The sequence below is a fragment of the Pantoea sp. Ft-CA_14 genome, from assembly GCF_024520875.1.
In the GTDB taxonomy this organism is placed as follows: domain Bacteria; phylum Pseudomonadota; class Gammaproteobacteria; order Enterobacterales; family Enterobacteriaceae; genus Pantoea; species Pantoea agglomerans.
Genome location: NZ_JALNPM010000016.1, coordinates 52,888 through 73,502 on the forward strand (window position 1 = coordinate 52,888; position 20,615 = coordinate 73,502).

A 20,615-nucleotide genomic window follows, 5' to 3' on the forward strand; every position below is an offset into this window, starting at 1 on the left:
CTAGCCGTTGAGCACGTTGCCGACGGCCGTGGCGAAGCGGCTCATGCCCTCTTCGATATCGGCAGGCTCAATGATCAGTGACGGGGCAAAACGCATCACGTCGGTGCCGGCAACCAGCACCATCACGCCTTCTGCGGCCGCGGCATTCAGGATATCGCGTGCTTTACCAGCATGCTGCGGTTTCAGCGCCGCGCCAATCAGCAGACCCTTGCCGCGAATATCGCTGAAGAGATCATACTTCGCATCGATGGCCTGCAGCGCCGTGACAAAGTGCTGACGACGCGTCTCAACGCCTGCCAGCACCTCCGGCGTATTGATAATATCAAGCGCGGTTTCAGCGATGGCGCAGGCGAGTGGATTGCCGCCATAGGTGGTGCCATGCACGCCCGGCGTCATGGTCGAGGCGATCTCGTTAGTGGTCAGCATGGCGCTGACCGGGAAACCGCCGCCCAGCGCTTTGGCTGAGGTCAGAATATCGGGCTGGATGCCATAATGCTCATAGGCGAACAGCTTGCCGCTGCGCCCCATGCCGCTCTGCACTTCATCCAGCACCAGCAGCGCCTGATGCTGATCGCAAAGCTCACGCAGTCCCTGCATAAACTCCTGCGTTGCGGGCACGACGCCGCCCTCACCCTGAATCGGTTCAACCACAATGGCGCAGGTATGATCGTCAATGACCGCTTTCACTGCGTTCAGATCATTGAACGGCACATGAACGATATCCGCCGGTTTAGGCCCGAACCCATCAGAATATTTTGGCTGTCCGCCGACCGTGACGGTAAACAGCGTCCGGCCATGAAAGGCGTTATGAAAGGCGATAATCTTACTTTTGAATGGGCTGTGACGTTTGCAGGCGTAGTAGCGCGCCAGCTTAAAGGCGGCCTCGTTGGCTTCGGCCCCGGAGTTAGCGAAGAAGACCCGCTCGGCAAAGGTCGCCTGAATTAACTTACTGGCAAGACGCAGCGCCGGTTCGTTGGTGAAGACGTTGCTGGTGTGCCACAGCGTCTCGCCCTGACTTTTTAGCGTCTCCACCAGCGCAGGATGGCAGTGTCCAAGTGCGGTGACGGCGATACCACCTGAGAAATCGATATACTCTTTGCCCTGCTGATCCCATACACGACTGCCCTTGCCTTTTACCGGCACGAACTGCGCAGGTGCATAAACAGGCAAAATAACGTTATCGAACGTCTCCCGCGTGACCGCAATTTTTTCCGCTGCCATTGATGACCCCATTTAGATGATTGATGTGCAACTTTGAAATAATAATCACAAAATATGCATAAAAAATCACTCAAAGGCAACTTATTGCTCAAGGAAATTGCGCAGCAGCTGATGTCCCTGCTCGCTGAGAATGCTTTCGGGATGGAACTGCACGCCTTCCAGCGCCAGGGTTTTATGGCGGAATCCCATAATTTCGTCAGGCTCGCCGTCACGCATCGTCCAGGCAGTCACCTCGAAGGCATCTGGCAGGGAGCCGCGCTGTACAATCAGCGAATGGTAGCGGGTCACGGTTAGTGGATTATTCAGAGTGCGGAACACGCCCTGTCCGGTGTGCTGAATCGCAGAGGTTTTGCCGTGCATCACCTGACGCGCGCGCACGACCTGCGCGCCATACGCCTGCGCAATTGCCTGATGGCCCAGGCAGACGCCCAGCACCGGCAGCTGACCGGCGAAATGCCGGATCGCCGCCAGCGAAATGCCTGACTCCGACGGCGTGCAGGGACCAGGGGAGATCACCAGATGAGTCAGCGGTAACGCCGCCATCTGCTCCAGCGTGATGGCATCATTGCGCACCACCTGAACCTGCGCGCCCAGCTCGCAGAAATATTGATAAAGATTCCAGGTAAAGGAGTCGTAATTGTCGATAAGCAGCAGCATGGCCAGTCCAGAATAATTACCCGCGCCGCTATTCTACGCGGTTAAGCCGCCTCGCTCACCACTTTCGCAAATACCTGCTCCAGCAGAGTCAGGTCTCCGGCCACACCGGCCTGATTCGCCGCTTTCCAGCTTTCAGCGTCAGTCTCTTCCCAGGAGAGCAGATAACCGGCATGCAGCGCCAGCTGTTCAAAGAAAATCCGCTGCGCCCGACCGTTGCCGTGGCGGAAAGGATGCAACATATTGATTTCGCAGTAGTAGTGGGCAACACGCTCAATAAACGCGTCACGTGGCAGGTCAACGAGTCCCTTCTCCTCCTCCAGCGCGGCCATCAGGGCGTTACCTTCCTTTTCGATATATTCGAAATGACAGAACGGCGTCTCATCGCGCCAGATATCGATAGTGCGCAGTTCACCAGCCCAGCTGTAGACGTCCTGAAACAGCGTACGGTGGATCTGGCGCAGGTAAGGCAGTCCAGGATTACGGGGCCCCAGCTCCAGCGTGGCGGCACGCGCCGCACTAAAACTCAGCTCCGCCTTACGCAGCTGCGCGGCATCGTGAATATCGGGCAGGTTTTTCAGCACATTGTCATGCTGCCACAGGTAGGGATCCTGGCTGACGGCGGTATTAGAGTCCATATTGCCTCCTCAGTGACGCCAGACGTGCGGCCGCATCATCGCTGTTTACGCTGGTTTCATTTGGCGAGAAGCCTTCCAGCCGACAGCTGGCCTGATAGCTGGCGCTACGCCGCTGTCGCCACAGGGTGACCTTCTGTTTTTCGGTGAGTTTGTTCGCCATGCCGCCTCCTGCTCAGGTTTTTGCCCTAAGTATAAGAGCAAATTCTGGCTTTGCCGGATGCGGCAGGCGGTCGCCATCCGCAGATGGCGACGAACGGACTTAAGGCAGGACTTTGGCGGAGAGGATAACTACCGGTTTGGATGGAACATTCTGGTAAGGACCCACATCTTTGGTCGGTACCTGAGAAATTTTTTCAACCACATCCTGACCTTTCACAATCTTACCAAATACGGCATAGCCAAAATCGCGCTGTCCGTGATCGAGGAATGCATTATCCGCGACGTTGAGGAAGAACTGGCTGGTCGCACTGTCTTTATCGGCGGTACGCGCCATGGAAATCGTGCCGCGCAGGTTACGCAGGCCGTTATCCGCTTCATTCTTGATCGGCGCGTTGGTCTGCTTCTGCTGCATGTCCGTAGTGAAGCCCCCACCCTGCACCATAAAGCCCGGGATCACGCGGTGAAAAATGGTGTTGTTGTAAAAACCGTTGTTGACGTAATCAACGAAGTTTTTCACAGAAACCGGCGCTTTCTGGTTATTCAGTTCGAGTTCGATATTGCCGGCGGAGGTGGTGAGTAGAACGTGGGTGTCACCTTTTGCAGCCAGCGCCTGGGCGGAAACGGAAGAGAGCGCTAACAGGGTGATGGCCGCTGTTAAAGTACGTTTAAACATGAAAGATTCCTTACCTGGGAGAGCGGGCACAAAAACGTGATTGATTGTAAAGAGACTCTATTCCAGGAGCCAGCGTTTTACCTATATTTACGCTGTGGCAGCAAATGGGGGGAGCAAACGTTAAACCCCGGCAATTACGTGATTAAAATCACACAACCCATGAAATATGGATCTCTGGTTTCACTGGTTGTTTATTAAGATCACGGTTCCGTTTACACTTTCTGACACTTTTTGGCACCCGGTTCTCAACAGGTTCAGAACATGACAAACCGTAATCGTATTGGCCTCACCTGGATAAGCTTCTTCTCCTACGCGCTTACCGGCGCGCTGGTGATTGTTACCGGCATGGTAATGGGCGATATCGCAAAAGATTTCCAGATCCCCATCTCCAGCATGAGTAATACCTTCACCTTCCTCAACAGCGGCATCCTGGCGGCGGTTTTCCTGAACGCCTGGCTGATGGTGATTGTGCCACTGAAGCGTCAGCTGATTTTCGGCTTCGTCCTGATGGTACTGGCGATAATCGGGTTGATGACCAGCCGCGATCTGACCGTCTTCTCGCTCTGTATGTTTGTGCTGGGCGTGGTCAGCGGCATTACTATGTCGATCGGCACCTTCCTGATCACCCATATGTATGAAGGCCGCCAGCGCGGTTCGCGCCTGCTGTTTACCGACTCCTTCTTCAGCATGGCGGGCACGCTGTTTCCGGTGCTGGCGGGGATTCTGCTGGCGCGTCAGCTGCCGTGGTACTGGGTCTACGTCTGCATCGGCTTTATCTACGTCGCGATCTTCATCATGACGCTGTTTGTCGAGTTCCCGGTGCTGCGTAAGCCCGAAAACAGCCCGACAGTTGAGAAAGAAAAATGGGGTGTGGGCGTACTGCTGCTGGCAGTGGCGGCGCTCTGCTACATTCTGGGCCAGCTTGGCTTTATCTCCTGGGTGCCGGAATATGCCACCAAAGTCATGGGCATGAATATTAATGATGCCGGACAACTGGTGGGCAGCTTCTGGACCGCTTATATGGTGGGGATGTGGGCCTTCAGCTTCCTGCTGCGCTTCTTCGATCTGCAACGCATCCTGATGGTGCTGGCGGGACTGGCTACCGTGCTGATGTACTGGTTCGTCAGCAGCCAGGATGCCAGTATGCTGAAGTGGATCATTATGGTGTTGGGCTTCAGCTCGAGCGCGATTTACACCACTATCATCACGCTCGGCTCGCTGCAGACCAAAGTGGCGTCACCGAAACTGGTGAACTTTATTCTGACCTGCGGCACCGTCGGCACCATGCTGACCTTCGTGGTGACCGCGCCGATTGTTGAGAAGAGCGGCGTGCACACGGCGCTGGTCACCGCCAACGGCCTCTACGCGGTGGTGTTTGTGATGTGTGTCCTGCTGGGGCTGGTCACTAAACATCGCTCGCACGGTCACGTTACGCATTAATCATTCAGGGCGGCGATTGATCGCCGCCCTGATGTTTAACGCCGGAAGTCTATCCGCTCCCGCTCCCGCCAGTAAATCTCGCTTTCTGCAGGCTTTGTCTCTGCCACCACGATGCCGCGACGCAGTGAGTAGCGCACCGGAACCTGTCTTCTTACTGCATCAAAACCACTCTCTGCCGGCAGAATAATCAGGCTGGCATCGTTGCCGGTCTGAATGCCATAGCCTGACAGCTGCAGCGTCTTCGCGCTGTTATGCGTAATCAGCTCCAGACCCGCATCAATCTGCTCATAGCCCATCAACTGACAGACGTGTAAGCCCATATGCAGCACCTGCAGCATGCTGGCGGTGCCCAGCGGATACCAGGGATCGAACACATCGTCGTGGCCGAAACAGACGTTAATCTCCGCCTCCAGCATCTCTTTCACCCGCGTAATGCCGCGCCGCTTAGGATAGGTATCAAAGCGGCCCTGCAGGTGAATATTGACCAGCGGATTCGCGACAAAATTAATGCCCGACAGCTTAAGCAGTCGAAAAAGTCGTGAGGTATACGCGCCATTGTAAGAGTGCATCGCGGTGGTATGACTGGCCGTCACGCGCGCGCCGTTGCCATCGCGATGCGCCAGCGCCGCCACGGTTTCCACAAAGCGCGACTGTTCATCATCGATCTCATCGCAGTGAACATCGATCAACCGATCATAGCGGTTAGCCAGCGCAAAAGTTTTATGCAGCGACTCAACACCATATTCACGGGTGAATTCGTAATGCGGGATCGCGCCGACCACATCCGCGCCCAGCCGCAATGCCTCCTCCAGCAGCGCTTCACCGTTGGGATAAGAGAGAATACCCTCCTGGGGAAAAGCAACAATCTGGATAGTGATCCACGGCGCCATCTCCGCCTTCAACTCCAGCATCGCTTTAAGCGCCGTCAGTGACGGGTCAGAAACGTCAACATGAGTACGGACAAACTGAATGCCGTTGGCAATCTGCCACTTCAGCGTCTGCATCGCCCGCCGCTTAACATCTTCATGGCTGAGCATGGCTTTGCGTTCAGCCCAGCGCTCAATGCCTTCAAACAGCGTCCCGGACTGGTTCCACGCGGGTTCGCCAGCGGTCTGGGTGGTATCCAGATGAATATGCGGCTCAATAAAAGGCGCGCAGGCTAAGCCACCCTCGCCGTCCAGTGATTCATCCGCCGGTGAAGCGTGCTGCGGCTGGGCTGAGATCCGGGCAATTTTGCCATCGGTGATGGCGATCTGCCATAACCCATCCCGCCAGGGTAAACGCACGTTATTGATCCACTTAGGTGACATCATTGCCGACTCCTTTTCCGGTTTTGTGTTTTAAAACTAACACGATTCAGGTGACCCGCCGCAATCCCGAATAATCAGCGGGTTATCCGCACCAGAAAAAATTATTTCAAATCAACCATATACCTCTTAATAGGTATATGGCGTCGTGGTTGATGTATATCAATAAGTGCCGGAAACGGCGCGCTATTGTAGCCGCAGATATCGCAAATTTGAGGCAGAAATGAGCAAGCACAATGTCGTCGTTATCGGTAACGGCATGGTCGGCCACCGCTTCATAGAAGAATTACTAGAGAAAGCGGAACCTGACCAGTTTTCGCTGACCGTCTTTTGTGAAGAACCCCGCGTCGCCTATGATCGTGTCCACCTGTCCGCCTACTTTTCCCATCACACCGCTGAAGAATTGTCGCTGGTTCGTGAAGGCTATTACGACAAACATCAGGTCAATCTGCTGCTGGGTGAACGCGCCATCACCATTAACCGTGATGAGAAGCTCATCCACTCCAGTACCGGTCGCGCGGTGCATTACGATACGCTGATTTTTGCCACCGGCTCTTATCCGTGGATCCCGCCAATTAACGGTGCCGAAGGCAGCGACTGCTTTGTCTATCGCACCATCGAAGATCTCAACGCCATCGAAGCCTGTTCGCGCCGCAGCAAACGCGGCGCGGTGATTGGCGGCGGCCTGCTGGGGCTGGAAGCGGCGGGCGCACTGAAAAATCTGGGCATTGAAACCCACGTTATTGAATTTGCGCCGGTGCTGATGGCGGAGCAGTTAGATCAGCAAGGCGGTGAGCAGCTACGTCGCAAGATTGAGCAGATGGGTGTACGGGTCCACACCGGTAAAAACACCCAACAGATTGTGCATCACGAACACGGCGGCAAAACGCTGCAGTTTGCTGATGGCAGCGCGCTGGAGGTCGATTTCATCGTCTTCTCCACCGGCATTCGCCCGCAGGACAAACTGGCGAAACAGTGTGGATTAGCACTGGGGCCGCGCGGCGGCATCGCCATTGATGACCAGTGCCGGACCAGCGATCCCACCATCTACGCTATCGGTGAGTGCGCTGCCTGGCAGAATCGTGTCTATGGCCTGGTGGCGCCGGGTTACAAAATGGCCCAGGTCGCCAGCGACCATCTGCTGGGCCGCGACAATGCGTTTACCGGCGCGGACATGAGCGCCAAACTGAAGCTGCTGGGTGTTGATGTTGGCGGCATTGGCGATGCGCGCGGCACCACGCCAGGCGCTCGCAGCGTGGTCTGGCTGGATGAGAGCAAATCGATCTACAAGCGCCTGATTATCAGCGAAGATCAGAAAACCCTGCTGGGTGCCGTCCTGGTGGGCGACACCAGCGACTATGGCAACCTGCTGCAGCTGGTGCTGAATGGTATTCCGCTGCCTGCTAATCCGGAAGCACTGATTCTGCCAGCCGGCAGCGGGGATAAACCGGCCATCGGCGTCGATTCTCTGCCTGATACCGCACAAATCTGCTCCTGTTTTGACGTCAGTAAAGGCGACATCATTAAGGCGGTTCAGGGTGGCTGTCATACCGTGGCAGCACTGAAAAGCAGCACCCGTGCCGGCACCGGTTGCGGCGGCTGTATCCCACTGATCACCCAGGTTCTCAACAGTGAACTCAGCCGTCAGGGCATTGAGGTCAATAACCATCTTTGCGCCCACTTCGCCTGGTCACGTCAGGAGCTTTATCACCTGATTCAGGTAGAGGAGATTAAAACCTTTGACGAACTGCTGGCCCGCTATGGTCAGGGTTACGGCTGTGAAGTGTGCAAGCCGGTGGTTGGCTCACTGCTCGCCTCCTGCTGGAATGAGTATGTGCTCAAGCCCCAGCACGCGCCGTTACAGGACAGCAACGACCTCTACCTTGGCAACATCCAGAAAGATGGCACCTACTCGGTGATCCCGCGCTCGCCCGGCGGTGAAATCACGCCCCAGGGACTGAAAGTGATTGGCGAGATCGCCGAGCGCTATCAGCTCTACACCAAAATTACCGGCTCTCAGCGTATCGGTCTGTTTGGCGCGCAGAAAGACGATCTGCCCGCCATCTGGTCACAGCTGATCGACGCCGGATTTGAAACCGGCCAGGCCTACGCCAAGGCGCTGCGGATGGCGAAAACCTGCGTTGGCAGCGCCTGGTGCCGTTATGGCGTGGGTGACAGCCTCGGCTTCGGCGTGATGCTGGAGAACCGCTACAAAGGCATCCGTACGCCGCACAAGATGAAGTTTGGCGTCTCTGGCTGCACCCGTGAATGTGCAGAAGCACAGGGCAAAGATGTCGGCATTATCGCGACGGAAAAAGGGTGGAACCTTTACGTCTGCGGCAACGGCGGCATGAAGCCGCGCCATGGCGATCTGCTGGCGGCCGATCTCGATCAGCAGACGCTGGTTACCTATCTCGACCGTTTCATGATGTTCTATATCCGCACTGCCGACAAACTGCAGCGCACCTCGCTGTGGCTGGAGAGTCTGGAAGGCGGCATCGACTATCTGCGTAAGGTGATTGTGGATGACAAACTTGGCCTCAACGGCCAGATGGAGCAGCAGCTGGCCGCACTGCGCGCCAGCGTCAGCTGTGAATGGAAAGCGACGCTGGAAGATAAGGATCACCTGACGCGCTTTGCCCACTTTATCAACTCGCCGCAACGCGATCCTGGCGTGCAGCGGGTCGCGGAGCGCGACCAGCACCGCCCGGCACGCGCCGATGAACGCATTGCCGTGACCCTGATTGAGGAGACCGAATCATGAGCCAGTGGAATCCGGTGTGCCCGCTGACGCAGATCCTGCCCGCTACGGGCGTCTGCGCGCTGGTCAAAGGCCAGCAGGTTGCTATCTTCCGTCCCCGCAACGATGAGCAGCTCTATGCCATCAGCAATATCGACCCCTTTGCCGATGCCAGCGTGCTGTCACGCGGCATTATTGCTGAACATCAGGATGCGCTCTGGGTTGCCAGCCCGCTGAAAAAGCAGCGTTTCCGTCTTAGCGATGGCTACTGCATGGAGGATGAAACGCGCTCCGTGGCGGCCTGGCCGGTGCGGGTCAATGCCGGACAGGTTGAAGTCTGCCTGTAACTCCCGTCAACAGCCCGCCTCCGCGGGCTTTTTTAAGGACGTCTGATGGACTACTTCCCCTTGTTCTGCCGCCTGCAGGGCCGACGCTGCCTGCTGGTCGGCGCAGGTGACGTAGCTGAGCGGAAAGCCCGCCTGCTGCTGGAGGCCGGCGCCGAACTGCTGGTCGGTGCCCTTGATTTCTCCCCCGCCTTCCGGCAATGGGCGCAGCAGGAAACTGTAACGCTGCTGCCAGGGGCGTTTGATCCGCACTGGCTCACCGGCTGCTGGCTGGTGGTCGCCGCGACCAGCGATGATGCGGTTAATCAGCAGGTGGCTGAAGCCGCCGAAAAACAGCAGATCTTCTGCAATCTGGTGGATGCGCCGCAGCAGGCCAGCGCCATTATGCCGTCGATCATCGATCGTTCCCCGCTGATGGTCGCCGTCTCTTCCGGTGGACGCGCGCCGGTACTGGCGCGCCTGTTGCGGGAGAAGCTGGAGGCGATGCTGCCGCAACACCTTGGCCAGCTGGCTCAGCTGGCAGGCACTCTGCGCGCGCGGGTTAAACAGCAATTCAACTCTGTCAGTGCCCGCCGCCACTTCTGGGAACGCTTCTTTAACAGCGAGCGGCTGGCCCAGACGCTGGCCAACGGCGACAGTGAACGCGCGGAGCAGATTACCGACCAGCTCTTTAACGCTGACCTTCACCAACAGGGTGAAGTGGCACTGGTTGGTGCCGGTCCGGGTGATGCCGGATTACTGACCCTGAAAGGCTTACAGCTGATCCAGCAGGCAGACGTCATCGTTTATGACCGGCTGGTCTCTGATGAGATCCTGAATCTGGTGCGCCGCGATGCCGAGCGCATTTTTGTCGGGAAACGCGCCGGACATCACTGCGTGCCGCAGGATGAGATCAACCAGCTGCTCTGCGAACAGGCGCAGCGGGGAAAACGTGTAGTGCGGCTGAAAGGCGGCGATCCCTTTATCTTTGGTCGCGGCGGTGAAGAGCTGGAAGCGCTGGCGCAGCGGCAGATTCCGTTCAGCGTGGTGCCGGGGATCACCGCCGCATCGGGCTGTACGGCCTACAGCGGTATTCCCCTGACCCACCGCGATCATGCGCAGAGCGTCAGACTGGTTACCGGACATCTGCAGAAAGAGGGCTCGCTCGCCTGGCAGACGCTGGCGGCGGAACAGCAGACGCTGGTCTTTTATATGGGGCTCACGCAGGCCGGAGAGATTCAGCAGCAGTTGATAAAGCACGGTATGCGCAGCGATATGCCGGTGGCGCTGGTGGAAAACGGCACCACTACGCGTCAACGCGTGGTCACCGGGACACTGAGCGAGCTGGAGGCGTTAGCCGGTCAGGTGACCAGTCCCAGCCTGATGATCATCGGCAGCGTGGTAAGTCTGCGTGACAGCCTGCGCTGGTTCTGAGTCCGGCAAATAAAAACGGCGGGCACAATGCCCGCCGTCCTGGTTGTCTGCTCAGCCATTACGGCATCGCGACAAAGCCTACCGCCTGATACACCTTCTTCAGCGTTTCCTGCGCCTGTGCGCGTGCTTTGGCCGCGCCATCGCGCATCACCTGATCCAGCAGTGCTTCATCGTTGCGGAAGCTGTGATAACGCTCCTGCAGCTCAGAGAGCATACCCGACACAGCATCGGCTACTGCGCCTTTCAGGTGGCCATACATCTTGCCTTCGAACTCCTGCTCCAGCTCGGCGATGGTTTTACCGGTCACGCCCGACAGAATATCCAGCAGGTTAGAGACGCCTGCTTTCTCTTTGATGTCGTAGCGCACCACTGGCGGCTCTTCAGAATCGGTGACGGCGCGTTTAATCTTCTTCACGACCGCTTTCGGATCTTCCAGCAGGCCGATCACGTTATTGCGGTTATCGTCAGACTTGGACATCTTCTTCGTCGGTTCCAGCAGCGACATCACGCGCGCGCCAGACTTCGGAATCAACGGCTCTGGTACTTTGAAGATATCGCCGTAGATCGCATTGAAGCGATGCGCGATATCGCGGCTCAGCTCCAGATGCTGCTTCTGATCTTCACCCACCGGCACCTGATGGGTCTGATAGAGCAGAATGTCAGCCGCCATCAGCACCGGATAGTCGAACAGACCGGCGTTGATGTTCTCTTCGTAACGCGCTGATTTATCCTTGAACTGCGTCATGCGGCTCAGTTCACCGAAGTAGGCGTAGCAATTCAGGATCCAGCTCAGCTGCGTGTGCTCTGGCACATGCGACTGAACAAAGATGGTGCTTTTTTGCGGGTCGATACCACAGGCCAGATAGAGCGCCAGCGTGTCCAGCGTCGCTTTACGCAGTGCAACAGGATCCTGACGCACGGTGATCGCGTGCAGATCAACGATGCAATAAATGCAGTGGAAATCATCCTGCATCTGCACCCACTGACGCAGCGCTCCCATATAGTTGCCAATGGTCAGTTCGCCGGACGGCTGTGCGCCGCTGAAAACGATGGGTTTCATACTTATGTCCTGATATTTACAGCCCCAGAGCGGGCAAAAGTTCGTCGAAAGAGTCGAGGGTTAAATCGGGCTGGCTGGTGGCAATCGGCTCGCCATAGTTATAGCCAAAGGTCATGCCGATATTGGGTACGCCCGCCGCCTGTGCCGCATGGATATCATTGCGTGAGTCGCCGACAAACAGCAACTCATTCGGCAACACACCAAAGGTGCCCAGCACCATAAAAATTGCCGCAGGATGCGGTTTTTTAACCGGCACATCGTCGCCACCGATAATCAGCGAAAACGCATCAGCAATGCCAAGCGACTCCAGCAGCGGTGCCACAAACGGCGTCGGCTTGTTGGTGACTATCGCCATCGGCAGCCCGGCGGCCTTTAAGGCGGCCAGCGTCTGCTTTACCTGTGGAAATAGCGTACTGCCCGCATCCACGGTATCGGCATAATGTCGGTCAAACAGCGCCCGCGCATCACGCTGCTCTTCCGGCTGCGGCTCACGGCCCAGCGCGAAGGTCAGCGCGCGGGCCATCATGATATCCGCGCCGTTGCCAATCCAGGTTGAGACACGCTCAAGGCCCGCCTGCGGCAGACGGAGGTCGTTCAGCGTGCGGTCAATCGCATCGGCCAGGCCGGGTGCGCTATCCACCAGTGTCCCATCGAGATCAAACGCCAGCGCACGAATATCAGTGAAATGAGCCATTGGCCTTCTCCAGTTCGTTGCGCATATCATCGATCACTTTTTTATAGTCAGGGTGACCGAAGATCGCGGAACCGGCGACAAACATGTCGGCACCGGCGGCAGCGATCTGGCCAATGTTGTCGATCTTCACGCCGCCATCCACTTCAAGACGAATGCTGTAACCGCTCTGATCGATACGCCTGCGCGCTTCACGCAGTTTATCCAGTGTGCCAGGAATAAATGACTGACCGCCAAAGCCGGGGTTCACTGACATCAGCAGAATGATATCCAGCTTATCCATGACGTAATCGAGGTAGCTCAGCGGGGTCGCAGGGTTAAACACCAGACCCGCTTTGCAGCCATGCTCTTTAATGATTTGCAGGGTGCGGTCAACGTGTTCGCTGGCTTCGGGATGAAAGGTGATGTAGGTGGCACCCGCTTTGGCGAAATCAGGGATTAGCGCATCTACCGGCTTCACCATCAGATGCACATCGATGGGGGCAGTGATGCCATAGTCGCGCAGTGCTTTCAGCACCATCGGACCCATGGTCAGATTAGGCACGTAGTGGTTGTCCATCACGTCGAAGTGAACCACGTCACCTCCGGCCGCCAGCGCTTTGGCTGTGTCTTCGCCCAGGCGAGCAAAGTCCGCCGAAAGGATTGAAGGGGCCAGCAAATATTGTTTCATCCGATTCTCCCACTGTTGTGCGCCAGCACGCAGGCTGGCGTAATGCGTTGGTCGCGGACGAAACAGACTAGCTATAAAGTGCCAGCAGTTCGTCGACCTTGGTGCGACCCGTTATGCTTCGGCTGATAGAACGCCGGGCTTTGACCACATGTAACTCTGCATCCTGATACCATAAACGCGTCAGTGCAGTGTCGTGGTTAGAAATCAGTACCGGAATCCGGTCCTCCGACGAAGCCAGCTTTGCCGCTAACGCCGCCAGGTTCTCCTGCTCACGCAGGCTGAAGCTGTTGGTGTGATAAGCCGTGAAATTGGCCGTTGCCGACAGCGGCGCATAAGGCGGATCGCAATAGACTACCGAGCCTTTACCGGCATTGGTCAGGGTAACATCGTACGATTCACAGACAAACGTCGCTTTTTGCGCACGCTCGGCAAACCATAACAGTTCTGCTTCCGGAAAGTAGGGTTTGCGATAGCGGCCAAACGGCACGTTGAACTCGCCACGCAGGTTATAGCGACAGAGGCCGTTGTAACAGTGACGGTTCAGATAGAGGAACAACAGCGCGCGCAGGTAGGCGTCGGTGCTGGTGTTAAATTCGGTGCGACGCTGGTAATAACAGATCTCGTTGTTACTTTCCGGCGTAAACAGCAGCTGCGCGTCACGGATGAAATCCGCCGTGCGCGTTTTAACAATGTTATAGAGATTAATCAGGTCACTGTTGATATCAGCCAGATGGTAGCGATCAAATTCAGTGTTCAGAAACACCGAACCCGCGCCAACAAAGGGTTCTACCAGACAGTCGCCTTGCGGCAGATGGCGATGGATCTCTTCTACTAAGGGAAATTTTCCCCCTGCCCATTTCAGGAAAGCGCGATTTTTTTTCATGCTGTCGTGGTTATTACATCTTATTGTGAGGCTGTGGCTGGACCGACAGCAGATCTGCGCTTAAAACGGGGCCAGAAACTGGCCCCACATCCGCTATTGGCTGGCTTCTTTCTTCACCTGGCTTACTGGTTTAACCCACGGGTTCTTCGCACGCACTTCGGCAGGCAGTGAGGCTACCGCGCGTTTGGCATCAGCCGGTGTGGCATAGGAACCACTCACCAGCACGTACCACGACTGACCGTTACGGGTGGTTTTGTAGACGTGATACCCACTCAGATTCTGCTGCTTAGCCCAGGCATTCAGGCTTTCCGCCTTCGATGCACCGCTCAGCTGCAGGGTATAGCTGCCGCCTGGTAATGATTTGCTGGCTGAACTGCTGCCTGCCGCCGCAGTGGCCGGAGCAGAAGGGGCTGGCGTACGTGCTGGCGTGGTATGTGTTTTGCTGTCACGGGTTGCAGGCTTCGAAGCAGTTTTATGCGATGAATCGTGCGCCGGACGGGCAGAAGCGTTTGATTTGTTTGGCGTCTGACGGCCTGCAGGGGCCGTAACCGGATTCGCAGCCGTTCCGGCATTGCCGCTGACCGTGGCAGGGGCTGTTGGCAGTGAACTGCCACCCTGCGTGCCCATCGCGGCACTGTCGACCTGCTGCTGCTGATTACTCAGCGCGCTGTTCAGATCGCCCGGCAGCGTGACACGCTGCTGATTTGCTGGCGTCTCAACAGGGGCGGCCTGCGTAGGCGTTGAAGCCACAGGCGGCATTGAGACGTCGCGCTGCGGGTCAGACGCAGCATTACCGCTGGTCGCCGCGTTATTTTCGCTGGTAGCTGGCGTGGTCTGCCCGCCGGTTGGCGTCGTCTGTCCACCTGACATGGAAGAGGAGCCAGCCAGGTCGATGTTCTTCTCACTGCCGGAACCGCCGCCAGCGGCAGGCGTATTGCCCGCAGTCGCAGGTTTTTTCTCATCCGGGCCATTCAGCGCCGAACCAATACCCAGTACCAGTAACAGCAGAACCAGGATCCCGACACCCATCATGATGCGCTGGCGCGAAACCGGTATTTTGGCTGCGGGAGACGACTTACGAGGGCGCGAGGGACGGCGATCGCTGGCGTCAGGTTTTAACTCATCTTCCGGTTTAAACTCATCCATTTTGCCTCCTCCGTAAAGCGGCATTCCGCACTGCGCACCCTGCGCGCCGCGTCACCACTCAACTGCTTAATCTCAGGATTGCTGACAATCATTAATTGCAGCCAGCACCATATCATGTGCCACGCCACCACGCACTTCAGAGCGGCCAATCGACAGCGGGAGTACCAGCCGCAATTCGCCCGCCAGAACTTTCTTATCGCGCATCATGTGCGGCAGATACATCTCCGCACTCATCGCCTCCGGCCCATGTACCGGCAAACCGGCACGCAGGAACAGAGCAATAATGCGATCCGTCTCCTGCGCCTGGAACTGCCCCAGGCGTTCAGCCGTGCGTGCCGCCATCACCATGCCCGCTGCAATCGCTTCACCGTGCAGCCAGTTGCCATAGCCCATGTGTGCTTCAATCGCATGACCAAAAGTATGGCCCAGATTCAGCAACGCCCGCTGACCGTTTTCACGTTCATCGGCGGCCACGACTTCGGCTTTCAGTTCACAGCAGCGACGAATGCAGTACGCCAGCGCCTGTTCATCCAGCGCCAGCAGGGCATCAAGATTCTGCTCCAGCCACTGGAAAAACGCACCGTCGAGGATGATGCCGTACTTAATCACTTCCGCCAGACCCGACGCCAGTTCGCGCGCGGGCAACGTCTGCAGACAGGCAGTATCAATCACCACCGACGCGGGTTGATAAAACGCGCCGATCATGTTTTTGCCCAGCGGATGGTTAACGGCCGTTTTGCCGCCAACCGAAGAGTCGACCTGCGACAGTAAGGTGGTCGGTACCTGAATAAAGCGTACGCCACGCTGATAACTGGCCGCAGCAAAACCGGTAAGATCGCCAATGACGCCGCCGCCTAAGGCGATAAGCGTCGTATCACGACCGTGCGGCTTTTGCAGGAGCGCGGTAAAAACCTGATCCATCACGGCCAGCGTCTTATATTGCTCGCCGTCGGGTAAGATCACCTGATCCACTTTTACACCTGCCGCCGTCAGCAGCGCCGTCAGCTGGTCAAGATAAAGCGGAGCCAGCGTCTGGTTTGTCACCACCATGGCGTTTTCGCCCGCGGTTAGCGGCCAAAAAGAAGCCGGATCGTTAAACAGTCCGGCAGCGATAGTGATGGGGTAACTGCGTTCCCCCAGTGAGACGGTGATCTTCTCCATGATGCCCGATACCTGTTAAGGAGCCTTCGAACGTTGGATCAACTTTTTTCCAACATGTGGATAATCTGATTCGCCACCACTTTCGCACTCTGATCATCTGTGCGAATGGTTACATCGGCGATCTCTTCGTAGAGCGGGTTACGTTCGCCAGCCAGCGCTTCGAGCACTTCACGCGGCGGTGAATCCACCTGCAGCAACGGACGTTTTTTGTCACGTTGGGTGCGCGCCAGTTGCTTCTCGATGGTGGTTTCAAGATAAACCACAACACCGCGGGCGGAGAGACGATTACGCGTTTCCCGGGATTTGACGGAACCACCGCCTGTCGCCAGGACGATGCCTTGCTTTTCGGTCAGTTCGTTAATGATTTTTTCTTCGCGATCGCGAAAGCCAGCTTCGCCTTCGACATCAAAAACCCAGCCCACATCCGCTCCGGTGCGTCGCTCAATTTCCTGATCGGAATCGAAGAACTCCATGTTGAGTTGCTGAGCCAACTGACGGCCAATAGTGCTTTTGCCGGCACCCATCGGCCCAACCAGAAAGATATTGCGTTTCTCTGCCATTTTGTCGGTATTACTAAGAATTCGTTAATGATACCCCGCGTTCAGCATTTGCTGGCGGGACAGGAACTGAGACCTCATGAGCGTTAGCAAGAGTCAGATGAAAAATTATCTCAACACTCAAGGCTGTTTGGCAACCGATTATATTGCCTTCAGCACATCCATTTCTGAATTGGCCTGTGTTCGCGAAACTGTAACGCGCCAGCGCTGCGTCTTTACAACGCTGCGTACAGAGGAGTTTTCTGATCTGTTTGCCGGGATTTACCCAGCATAGACGGTTACACCGTATTGAAAATCGCTAAACCTTGTAAGCTAATTCCTCTCCTGCGTCAACGCAGATGGCCTTAAGGGACGCATTTTCCGTTTTATCCAGCCGTAAGCGCTGCTTCCCTGACCAATCGCGGCGTAATGAAGATCACCAGCTCTCTTTTTTTGCGCTGATCAGATTGCTGGCGAAACAACCCGCCAATCAGCGGCACATTTCCCAGCAGCGGCACCTGATTTTGTCCGCGGGTGCGCTGCTGCTGAAAGATACCGCCTAACGCCAGTGTTTGCCCGTCACTGACCGTGACCTGAGTCTCAATTTCCTGTTTATCGATGGATAATATGTCGCTATCGCCGGTTCTGATGCTGCGACCCGGCATATTCTGACTGATATGGATCTTCAGCTGGATGCGGCCATTGCCGGAAATCGTCGGTGTCACCTCCATACCCAGTACCGCTTCTTTAAACTCAATACTGGTGGCACCGCTGTTTCCTGCCGACACTTCATAAGGAATTTCTGTGCCCTGCTTAATCGAGGCGGTCTGCTGATGTGAGGTAAAGAGGCGCGGACTGGCGATGATTTCAATCTGGTTCTCCTGCTCCAGCGCACTTAACTCCAGATCCAGAAGCTGCCCTCCGATGCGCGCCAGCGCCATTCCCACGCTGATGCCGGGTGAACTCACCGCCAGCGGAACATCCAGCCGGGGATGATGCAGGATATCTGTTACGGCGGCGTCCCCCGCCTGCAATCCCCACTTCACGCCCAGCTCCTGCAGATGCTCCTCGCTGATAGTGACGATGTGGGCTGACAGTTCAATCTGTTCCAGTGGCAGATCCAGCGCCCGTATCCAGCGCTCCGTCTCTTTTAAAGCCGCCGCACTATCGCGCAGTAACAATGCGTTGGTGCGTTTGTCGACCGTCACGCTACCGCGCGGCGTTATCAGCGACTGACGCTCACTCAGCAGGCTGGCATACACCTCGCTGGCGCTGGCATAACGCAATATCACAGCGCGCTGTTGCAAAGGAACCTGCTGCAACTGCGACTGCTGCTCAGCCTCACGTGCCTGCTGCTGAGCCTGCTGCCAGCTTTCCGGATAGACCAGCAGGACATTATCCTGTTCAACCAGCGTCAGCTTTGCCATGCGCGCCACCAGGTTGAGCGCCTGATGCCAGGGCAGGTTATCCAGCCGCAGCGATAACGAACCTTCAACCTCTGGCGCAATCATCAGATTGATCTGCTGATAGTCAGCCAGCGCCTGCAAAATACGCTCTACCGGGGCGTTATCAAAAGTCAGACTGAGAGGTTCCTCATCAGCGGCGTGAACCGGCGGCAGGCAGCTTAGTAGCAGCAGCAGAGTGGTTATCCTTATCATGCGAACGTCCTTTTAAATAAAATGCGGTCTGTTGTGCGTTGCAGCTATTCGGCACCGCTAAGGTGAGGCTGCGGCGGGTCATATCCGCCAGTTGCCAGGGTGCGAATGGAAATGGCTTGCCGGTGCGGGCCGTAATACTCTCTCCCTGCGGGGTCAGCAGCCAGGCATGGAAATGCGCCTCCCGGCCAATAATCCCCTGCAGACGCCAGCCGGTGAGCGGTTCCACTGACGCCTCACAGACGGAACCGGCTACAGGCCGGAACGGATCGCGCGCCAGTACGCCGCCACAGCACAACAGTAAAATCAACAGACTATGGCGCATCGTCAGGTTCCAGCCAGAGTTGAGCCACCAGGTACTGCGGCTGCGCCAGCAGCTGGAAATGCACCGGAAACGGTGCGGAAGCCTGGGCAAGCTCGGCAAAAAGCGACTGGAACGCCGGCCACTGCAGATGCAGCGTCAGCATGCGTGAGGGGGCGTCCGGCTGCCACTCTTCCAGCTGGCTACGGCGTGCCGCCAGGATCTCTTCCACTGCACGGCCCGATGCAGATGCTGATCTCGCGATCTGTATCGACTGCAGCTGCGCCTGCAACTGTGCATTATCGGGGTTCTGACGCCACTGGTGCTGGCGCAGCTGCAGAGTGCGGATCAACTGCAACAGCGTATGCTGTTCAGCAATGAGCGCCTGCTGCTGTGGCCGTAACCACAGGATCCAGGAGAGCAGCAGCAGACCGGATAAGAGTGCGGCGAGCAAGCCATAGCGCGCAATAGCGGCCATCTGCCACCAGCGCTCCCACCATTCACTCACTGTTCACCTCCTGCATCTCTGCCCGCAGTGAAAACCGATAATGGCCATCAGCCTGACGCTTAACCCCGCCCTGCTTCACCAGACCAAACAGGGCCACAGTGGTTAATTGCTGGCGGAACTGTCGGACTGCCGCCATATCCTGTGCCTGCCCCTCCAGTGTCAGACGGTTGTCGCGCTTTTCCAGCCGGGTCAGCCAGGCGGTGTCGGGCAGCAACGCGGGTAAATCGAGCCAGAACTGCTGCCAGGCGGCCAGTTGTGCAGCCTGCTGGCGATGCTTCGCCTGCTGTTTTTGCACGACTGCGAGCTGCTCCAGTAACTGCTTCTGTTGCGCTAACTGCTGCCCAAGGCTTTCCAGCGCCTGCTGCTGCGTCCTGCTCGCCTGCGCCACCTGCTGACGCGTCTGCTGTATCCGCCAGGTTTGCTGCATCACCACCAGTAACAGGGCGCCAGTCGCCAGTGACAGCACGACCAGGCTCTGTCGCCGCTGCTGTTGCCGACGGCGCTGCCGCCAGGGCAGCAGATTAACCGCGACCATCACTCATCTCCGTCGCGCAGCGCCAGCCCGGCCGCCAGCGCAAAAGCGCCCGGATTCTCCGGCAAAGGTGGCTGCTTATAACGAAACAGATCAAAAGGGGAAAACGCGCTAACGTCTGCGGGCAACGGCGTCTGCTCTGCGGTACACCAGGCGACAGAACGCGCCCCGGGAAAGGCCTGCCGTTGCAGTGCCTCCAGCGTGGCGGCTTCGCCTGTGTCAGCAGCGGTGTGCGCATCGCTCCAGAGCCAGCGGTTATCCTGCTGCAGAACCAGCACCGCGTCGTCCTGCAGCGCTGCCTGCCGGGCTAACCGCTTCAGCGCCTCGGTGGTCAGTTCGAACACCTGCGGCTTTAAACCCGCCTGCAACAGGGGTGCCGCCCACTGGTCGATAATCTCCAGCCGCGCTGCCGTGACGCAGAGCTGCCCGCTCTGCACATCCGGCCGGTAATCCAGCGCCAGCGCAGCGGGCTCCAGCGGAAAGAGACGGCGCGCGGCCGCCTGCACGTAGTGCCCCAGCGCGGGCTCCTTCAGCGACTGCGCAGGCAGGGGAAGCTGGCGCTGCAGCACTAGCTGGGCAGGCAATCCGACCCGCAGCGAATAACGGCGTGGTAACCGCTGACGCCAGGTCGTTAAGGCCGCCAGTAATTCAGGCGAAGATTGCAGCACGCCGTTTCTTAACGTATCTTGCGGCAGCCGCTGCTGCCACCAGTGGCGTAGCTGCCAGCCATCACGACGAGGCTGGAGGGCCAGGGCGCAAATCTGCCTATTCTGAATATCCAGCCCAATTTGCCAGGTATGAAAAGCCATACGCGCGATCTCCTTATCGTCCGGGAAAATGGACATATCAAAGCGTCTGGCTTGCCTTTATACTACCGCGCGGT

23 protein-coding genes are annotated in these 20,615 nt (G+C 57.3%); 5 read left to right on the plus strand and 18 right to left on the minus strand.

Annotation, left to right across the window (positions count from 1 at the left end; genetic code table 11):
* The 5 genes from NR195_RS20040 to ppiA form a co-directional block, all read right to left on the minus strand.
* Complete coding sequence (locus tag NR195_RS20040; protein WP_182505192.1) at positions 1 to 1,221, minus strand: aspartate aminotransferase family protein; 1,221 nt, start codon at positions 1,219 to 1,221, stop codon at positions 1 to 3.
* Positions 1,222 to 1,302: 81 nt separating this feature from the next.
* Positions 1,303 to 1,878 carry an aminodeoxychorismate/anthranilate synthase component II gene (locus NR195_RS20045; RefSeq protein ID WP_010671574.1) on the minus strand — a complete coding sequence of 192 codons (576 nt, stop codon included), beginning with the start codon at positions 1,876 to 1,878 and terminating at the stop codon, positions 1,303 to 1,305.
* Between the two features lie 41 nt (positions 1,879 to 1,919).
* Entirely contained in the window at positions 1,920 to 2,513 is a 594-nt protein-coding gene (locus NR195_RS20050) for a putative adenosine monophosphate-protein transferase Fic (protein ID WP_010253092.1), read from the minus strand.
* On the minus strand, positions 2,503 to 2,673 hold the full coding sequence (locus NR195_RS20055) for a YhfG family protein (protein WP_010253095.1): 171 nt from the start codon (positions 2,671 to 2,673) through the stop codon (positions 2,503 to 2,505). Before NR195_RS20055 ends, NR195_RS20050 begins: the two co-directional genes overlap by 11 nt.
* A 99-nt stretch (positions 2,674 to 2,772) precedes the next feature.
* On the minus strand, positions 2,773 to 3,345 hold the full coding sequence (gene ppiA, locus NR195_RS20060) for a peptidylprolyl isomerase A (protein ID WP_003852970.1): 573 nt from the start codon (positions 3,343 to 3,345) through the stop codon (positions 2,773 to 2,775).
* A gap of 261 nt (positions 3,346 to 3,606) precedes the next feature.
* Between ppiA and tsgA the strand changes: the two genes are divergently transcribed.
* Positions 3,607 to 4,785, plus strand: a complete 1,179-nt coding sequence (tsgA, locus tag NR195_RS20065) for an MFS transporter TsgA (protein ID WP_033772987.1) — start codon at positions 3,607 to 3,609, stop codon at positions 4,783 to 4,785.
* Positions 4,786 to 4,820: 35 nt separating this feature from the next.
* On the opposite strand, the gene NR195_RS20070 is transcribed toward tsgA, so the two are convergent.
* Complete coding sequence (locus NR195_RS20070) at positions 4,821 to 6,098, minus strand: cytosine deaminase (RefSeq protein WP_256844848.1); 1,278 nt, start codon at positions 6,096 to 6,098, stop codon at positions 4,821 to 4,823.
* 217 nt (positions 6,099 to 6,315) lie between these two features.
* Between NR195_RS20070 and nirB the strand changes: the two genes are divergently transcribed.
* From nirB to cysG, 3 genes are read left to right on the plus strand one after another with little or no spacing between them, the layout of a single operon-like run.
* Positions 6,316 to 8,856, plus strand: coding sequence for a nitrite reductase large subunit NirB (gene nirB, locus NR195_RS20075; protein WP_163763317.1), 2,541 nt, complete (start codon positions 6,316 to 6,318; stop codon positions 8,854 to 8,856).
* Positions 8,853 to 9,179, plus strand: a complete 327-nt coding sequence (gene nirD / locus NR195_RS20080) for a nitrite reductase small subunit NirD (RefSeq protein WP_010253107.1) — start codon at positions 8,853 to 8,855, stop codon at positions 9,177 to 9,179. Before nirB ends, nirD begins: the two co-directional genes overlap by 4 nt.
* Before the next feature lie 45 nt (positions 9,180 to 9,224).
* The gene (gene cysG / locus NR195_RS20085; protein ID WP_256844849.1) at positions 9,225 to 10,589 is read left to right on the plus strand and encodes a siroheme synthase CysG; all 1,365 of its coding nucleotides are present in this window, start codon (positions 9,225 to 9,227) and stop codon (positions 10,587 to 10,589) included.
* Positions 10,590 to 10,647: 58 nt separating this feature from the next.
* Here the strand turns inward: cysG and trpS are convergent, their stop codons facing one another.
* The 7 genes from trpS to aroK form a co-directional block, all read right to left on the minus strand.
* Positions 10,648 to 11,649: a tryptophan--tRNA ligase gene (trpS, locus tag NR195_RS20090; protein WP_050680354.1), complete on the minus strand. Its 1,002-nt coding sequence runs from the start codon at positions 11,647 to 11,649 to the stop codon at positions 10,648 to 10,650.
* A gap of 16 nt (positions 11,650 to 11,665) precedes the next feature.
* Positions 11,666 to 12,343 carry a phosphoglycolate phosphatase gene (locus tag NR195_RS20095; RefSeq protein WP_256844850.1) on the minus strand — a complete coding sequence of 226 codons (678 nt, stop codon included), beginning with the start codon at positions 12,341 to 12,343 and terminating at the stop codon, positions 11,666 to 11,668.
* Entirely contained in the window at positions 12,327 to 13,010 is a 684-nt protein-coding gene (gene rpe / locus NR195_RS20100) for a ribulose-phosphate 3-epimerase (protein ID WP_010253116.1), read from the minus strand. Before rpe ends, NR195_RS20095 begins: the two co-directional genes overlap by 17 nt.
* Positions 13,011 to 13,077: 67 nt before the next feature.
* On the minus strand, positions 13,078 to 13,893 hold the full coding sequence (gene dam, locus NR195_RS20105) for an adenine-specific DNA-methyltransferase (RefSeq protein WP_010671570.1): 816 nt from the start codon (positions 13,891 to 13,893) through the stop codon (positions 13,078 to 13,080).
* Between the two features lie 93 nt (positions 13,894 to 13,986).
* Positions 13,987 to 15,039, minus strand: a complete 1,053-nt coding sequence (locus tag NR195_RS20110; protein WP_022624046.1) for an SPOR domain-containing protein — start codon at positions 15,037 to 15,039, stop codon at positions 13,987 to 13,989.
* A 72-nt stretch (positions 15,040 to 15,111) separates the two neighbouring features.
* A complete protein-coding gene (aroB, locus tag NR195_RS20115) occupies positions 15,112 to 16,200 on the minus strand; it encodes a 3-dehydroquinate synthase (protein ID WP_010253124.1) in 1,089 nt (362 codons plus the stop codon).
* A gap of 38 nt (positions 16,201 to 16,238) precedes the next feature.
* Positions 16,239 to 16,760 (minus strand): shikimate kinase AroK, encoded by a 522-nt coding sequence (gene aroK, locus NR195_RS20120; protein ID WP_003852989.1) that lies wholly within the window; start codon positions 16,758 to 16,760, stop codon positions 16,239 to 16,241.
* A 97-nt stretch (positions 16,761 to 16,857) separates the two neighbouring features.
* On the opposite strand from aroK, the gene NR195_RS20125 reads away from it, so the two are divergent.
* Positions 16,858 to 17,031 carry a hypothetical protein gene (locus NR195_RS20125; RefSeq protein WP_223265993.1) on the plus strand — a complete coding sequence of 58 codons (174 nt, stop codon included), beginning with the start codon at positions 16,858 to 16,860 and terminating at the stop codon, positions 17,029 to 17,031.
* Between the two features lie 91 nt (positions 17,032 to 17,122).
* Here NR195_RS20125 and hofQ read toward each other — a convergent pair whose 3' ends face one another.
* From hofQ to pilM, 5 genes are read right to left on the minus strand one after another with little or no spacing between them, the layout of a single operon-like run.
* Positions 17,123 to 18,394 carry a DNA uptake porin HofQ gene (gene hofQ, locus NR195_RS20130; protein WP_256844851.1) on the minus strand — a complete coding sequence of 424 codons (1,272 nt, stop codon included), beginning with the start codon at positions 18,392 to 18,394 and terminating at the stop codon, positions 17,123 to 17,125.
* Positions 18,333 to 18,716, minus strand: a complete 384-nt coding sequence (locus NR195_RS20135; protein WP_022624044.1) for a DNA utilization family protein — start codon at positions 18,714 to 18,716, stop codon at positions 18,333 to 18,335. The genes hofQ and NR195_RS20135 overlap by 62 nt, the downstream gene beginning before the upstream one ends.
* Positions 18,706 to 19,200 carry a hypothetical protein gene (locus NR195_RS20140; protein ID WP_256844852.1) on the minus strand — a complete coding sequence of 165 codons (495 nt, stop codon included), beginning with the start codon at positions 19,198 to 19,200 and terminating at the stop codon, positions 18,706 to 18,708. Before NR195_RS20140 ends, NR195_RS20135 begins: the two co-directional genes overlap by 11 nt.
* Positions 19,193 to 19,735, minus strand: coding sequence for a PilN domain-containing protein (locus NR195_RS20145; RefSeq protein WP_050680350.1), 543 nt, complete (start codon positions 19,733 to 19,735; stop codon positions 19,193 to 19,195). Before NR195_RS20145 ends, NR195_RS20140 begins: the two co-directional genes overlap by 8 nt.
* Positions 19,735 to 20,541, minus strand: a complete 807-nt coding sequence (gene pilM / locus NR195_RS20150; protein WP_132499652.1) for a type IV pilus biogenesis protein PilM — start codon at positions 20,539 to 20,541, stop codon at positions 19,735 to 19,737. Before pilM ends, NR195_RS20145 begins: the two co-directional genes overlap by 1 nt.
* Positions 20,542 to 20,615: the final 74 nt, after the last annotated feature.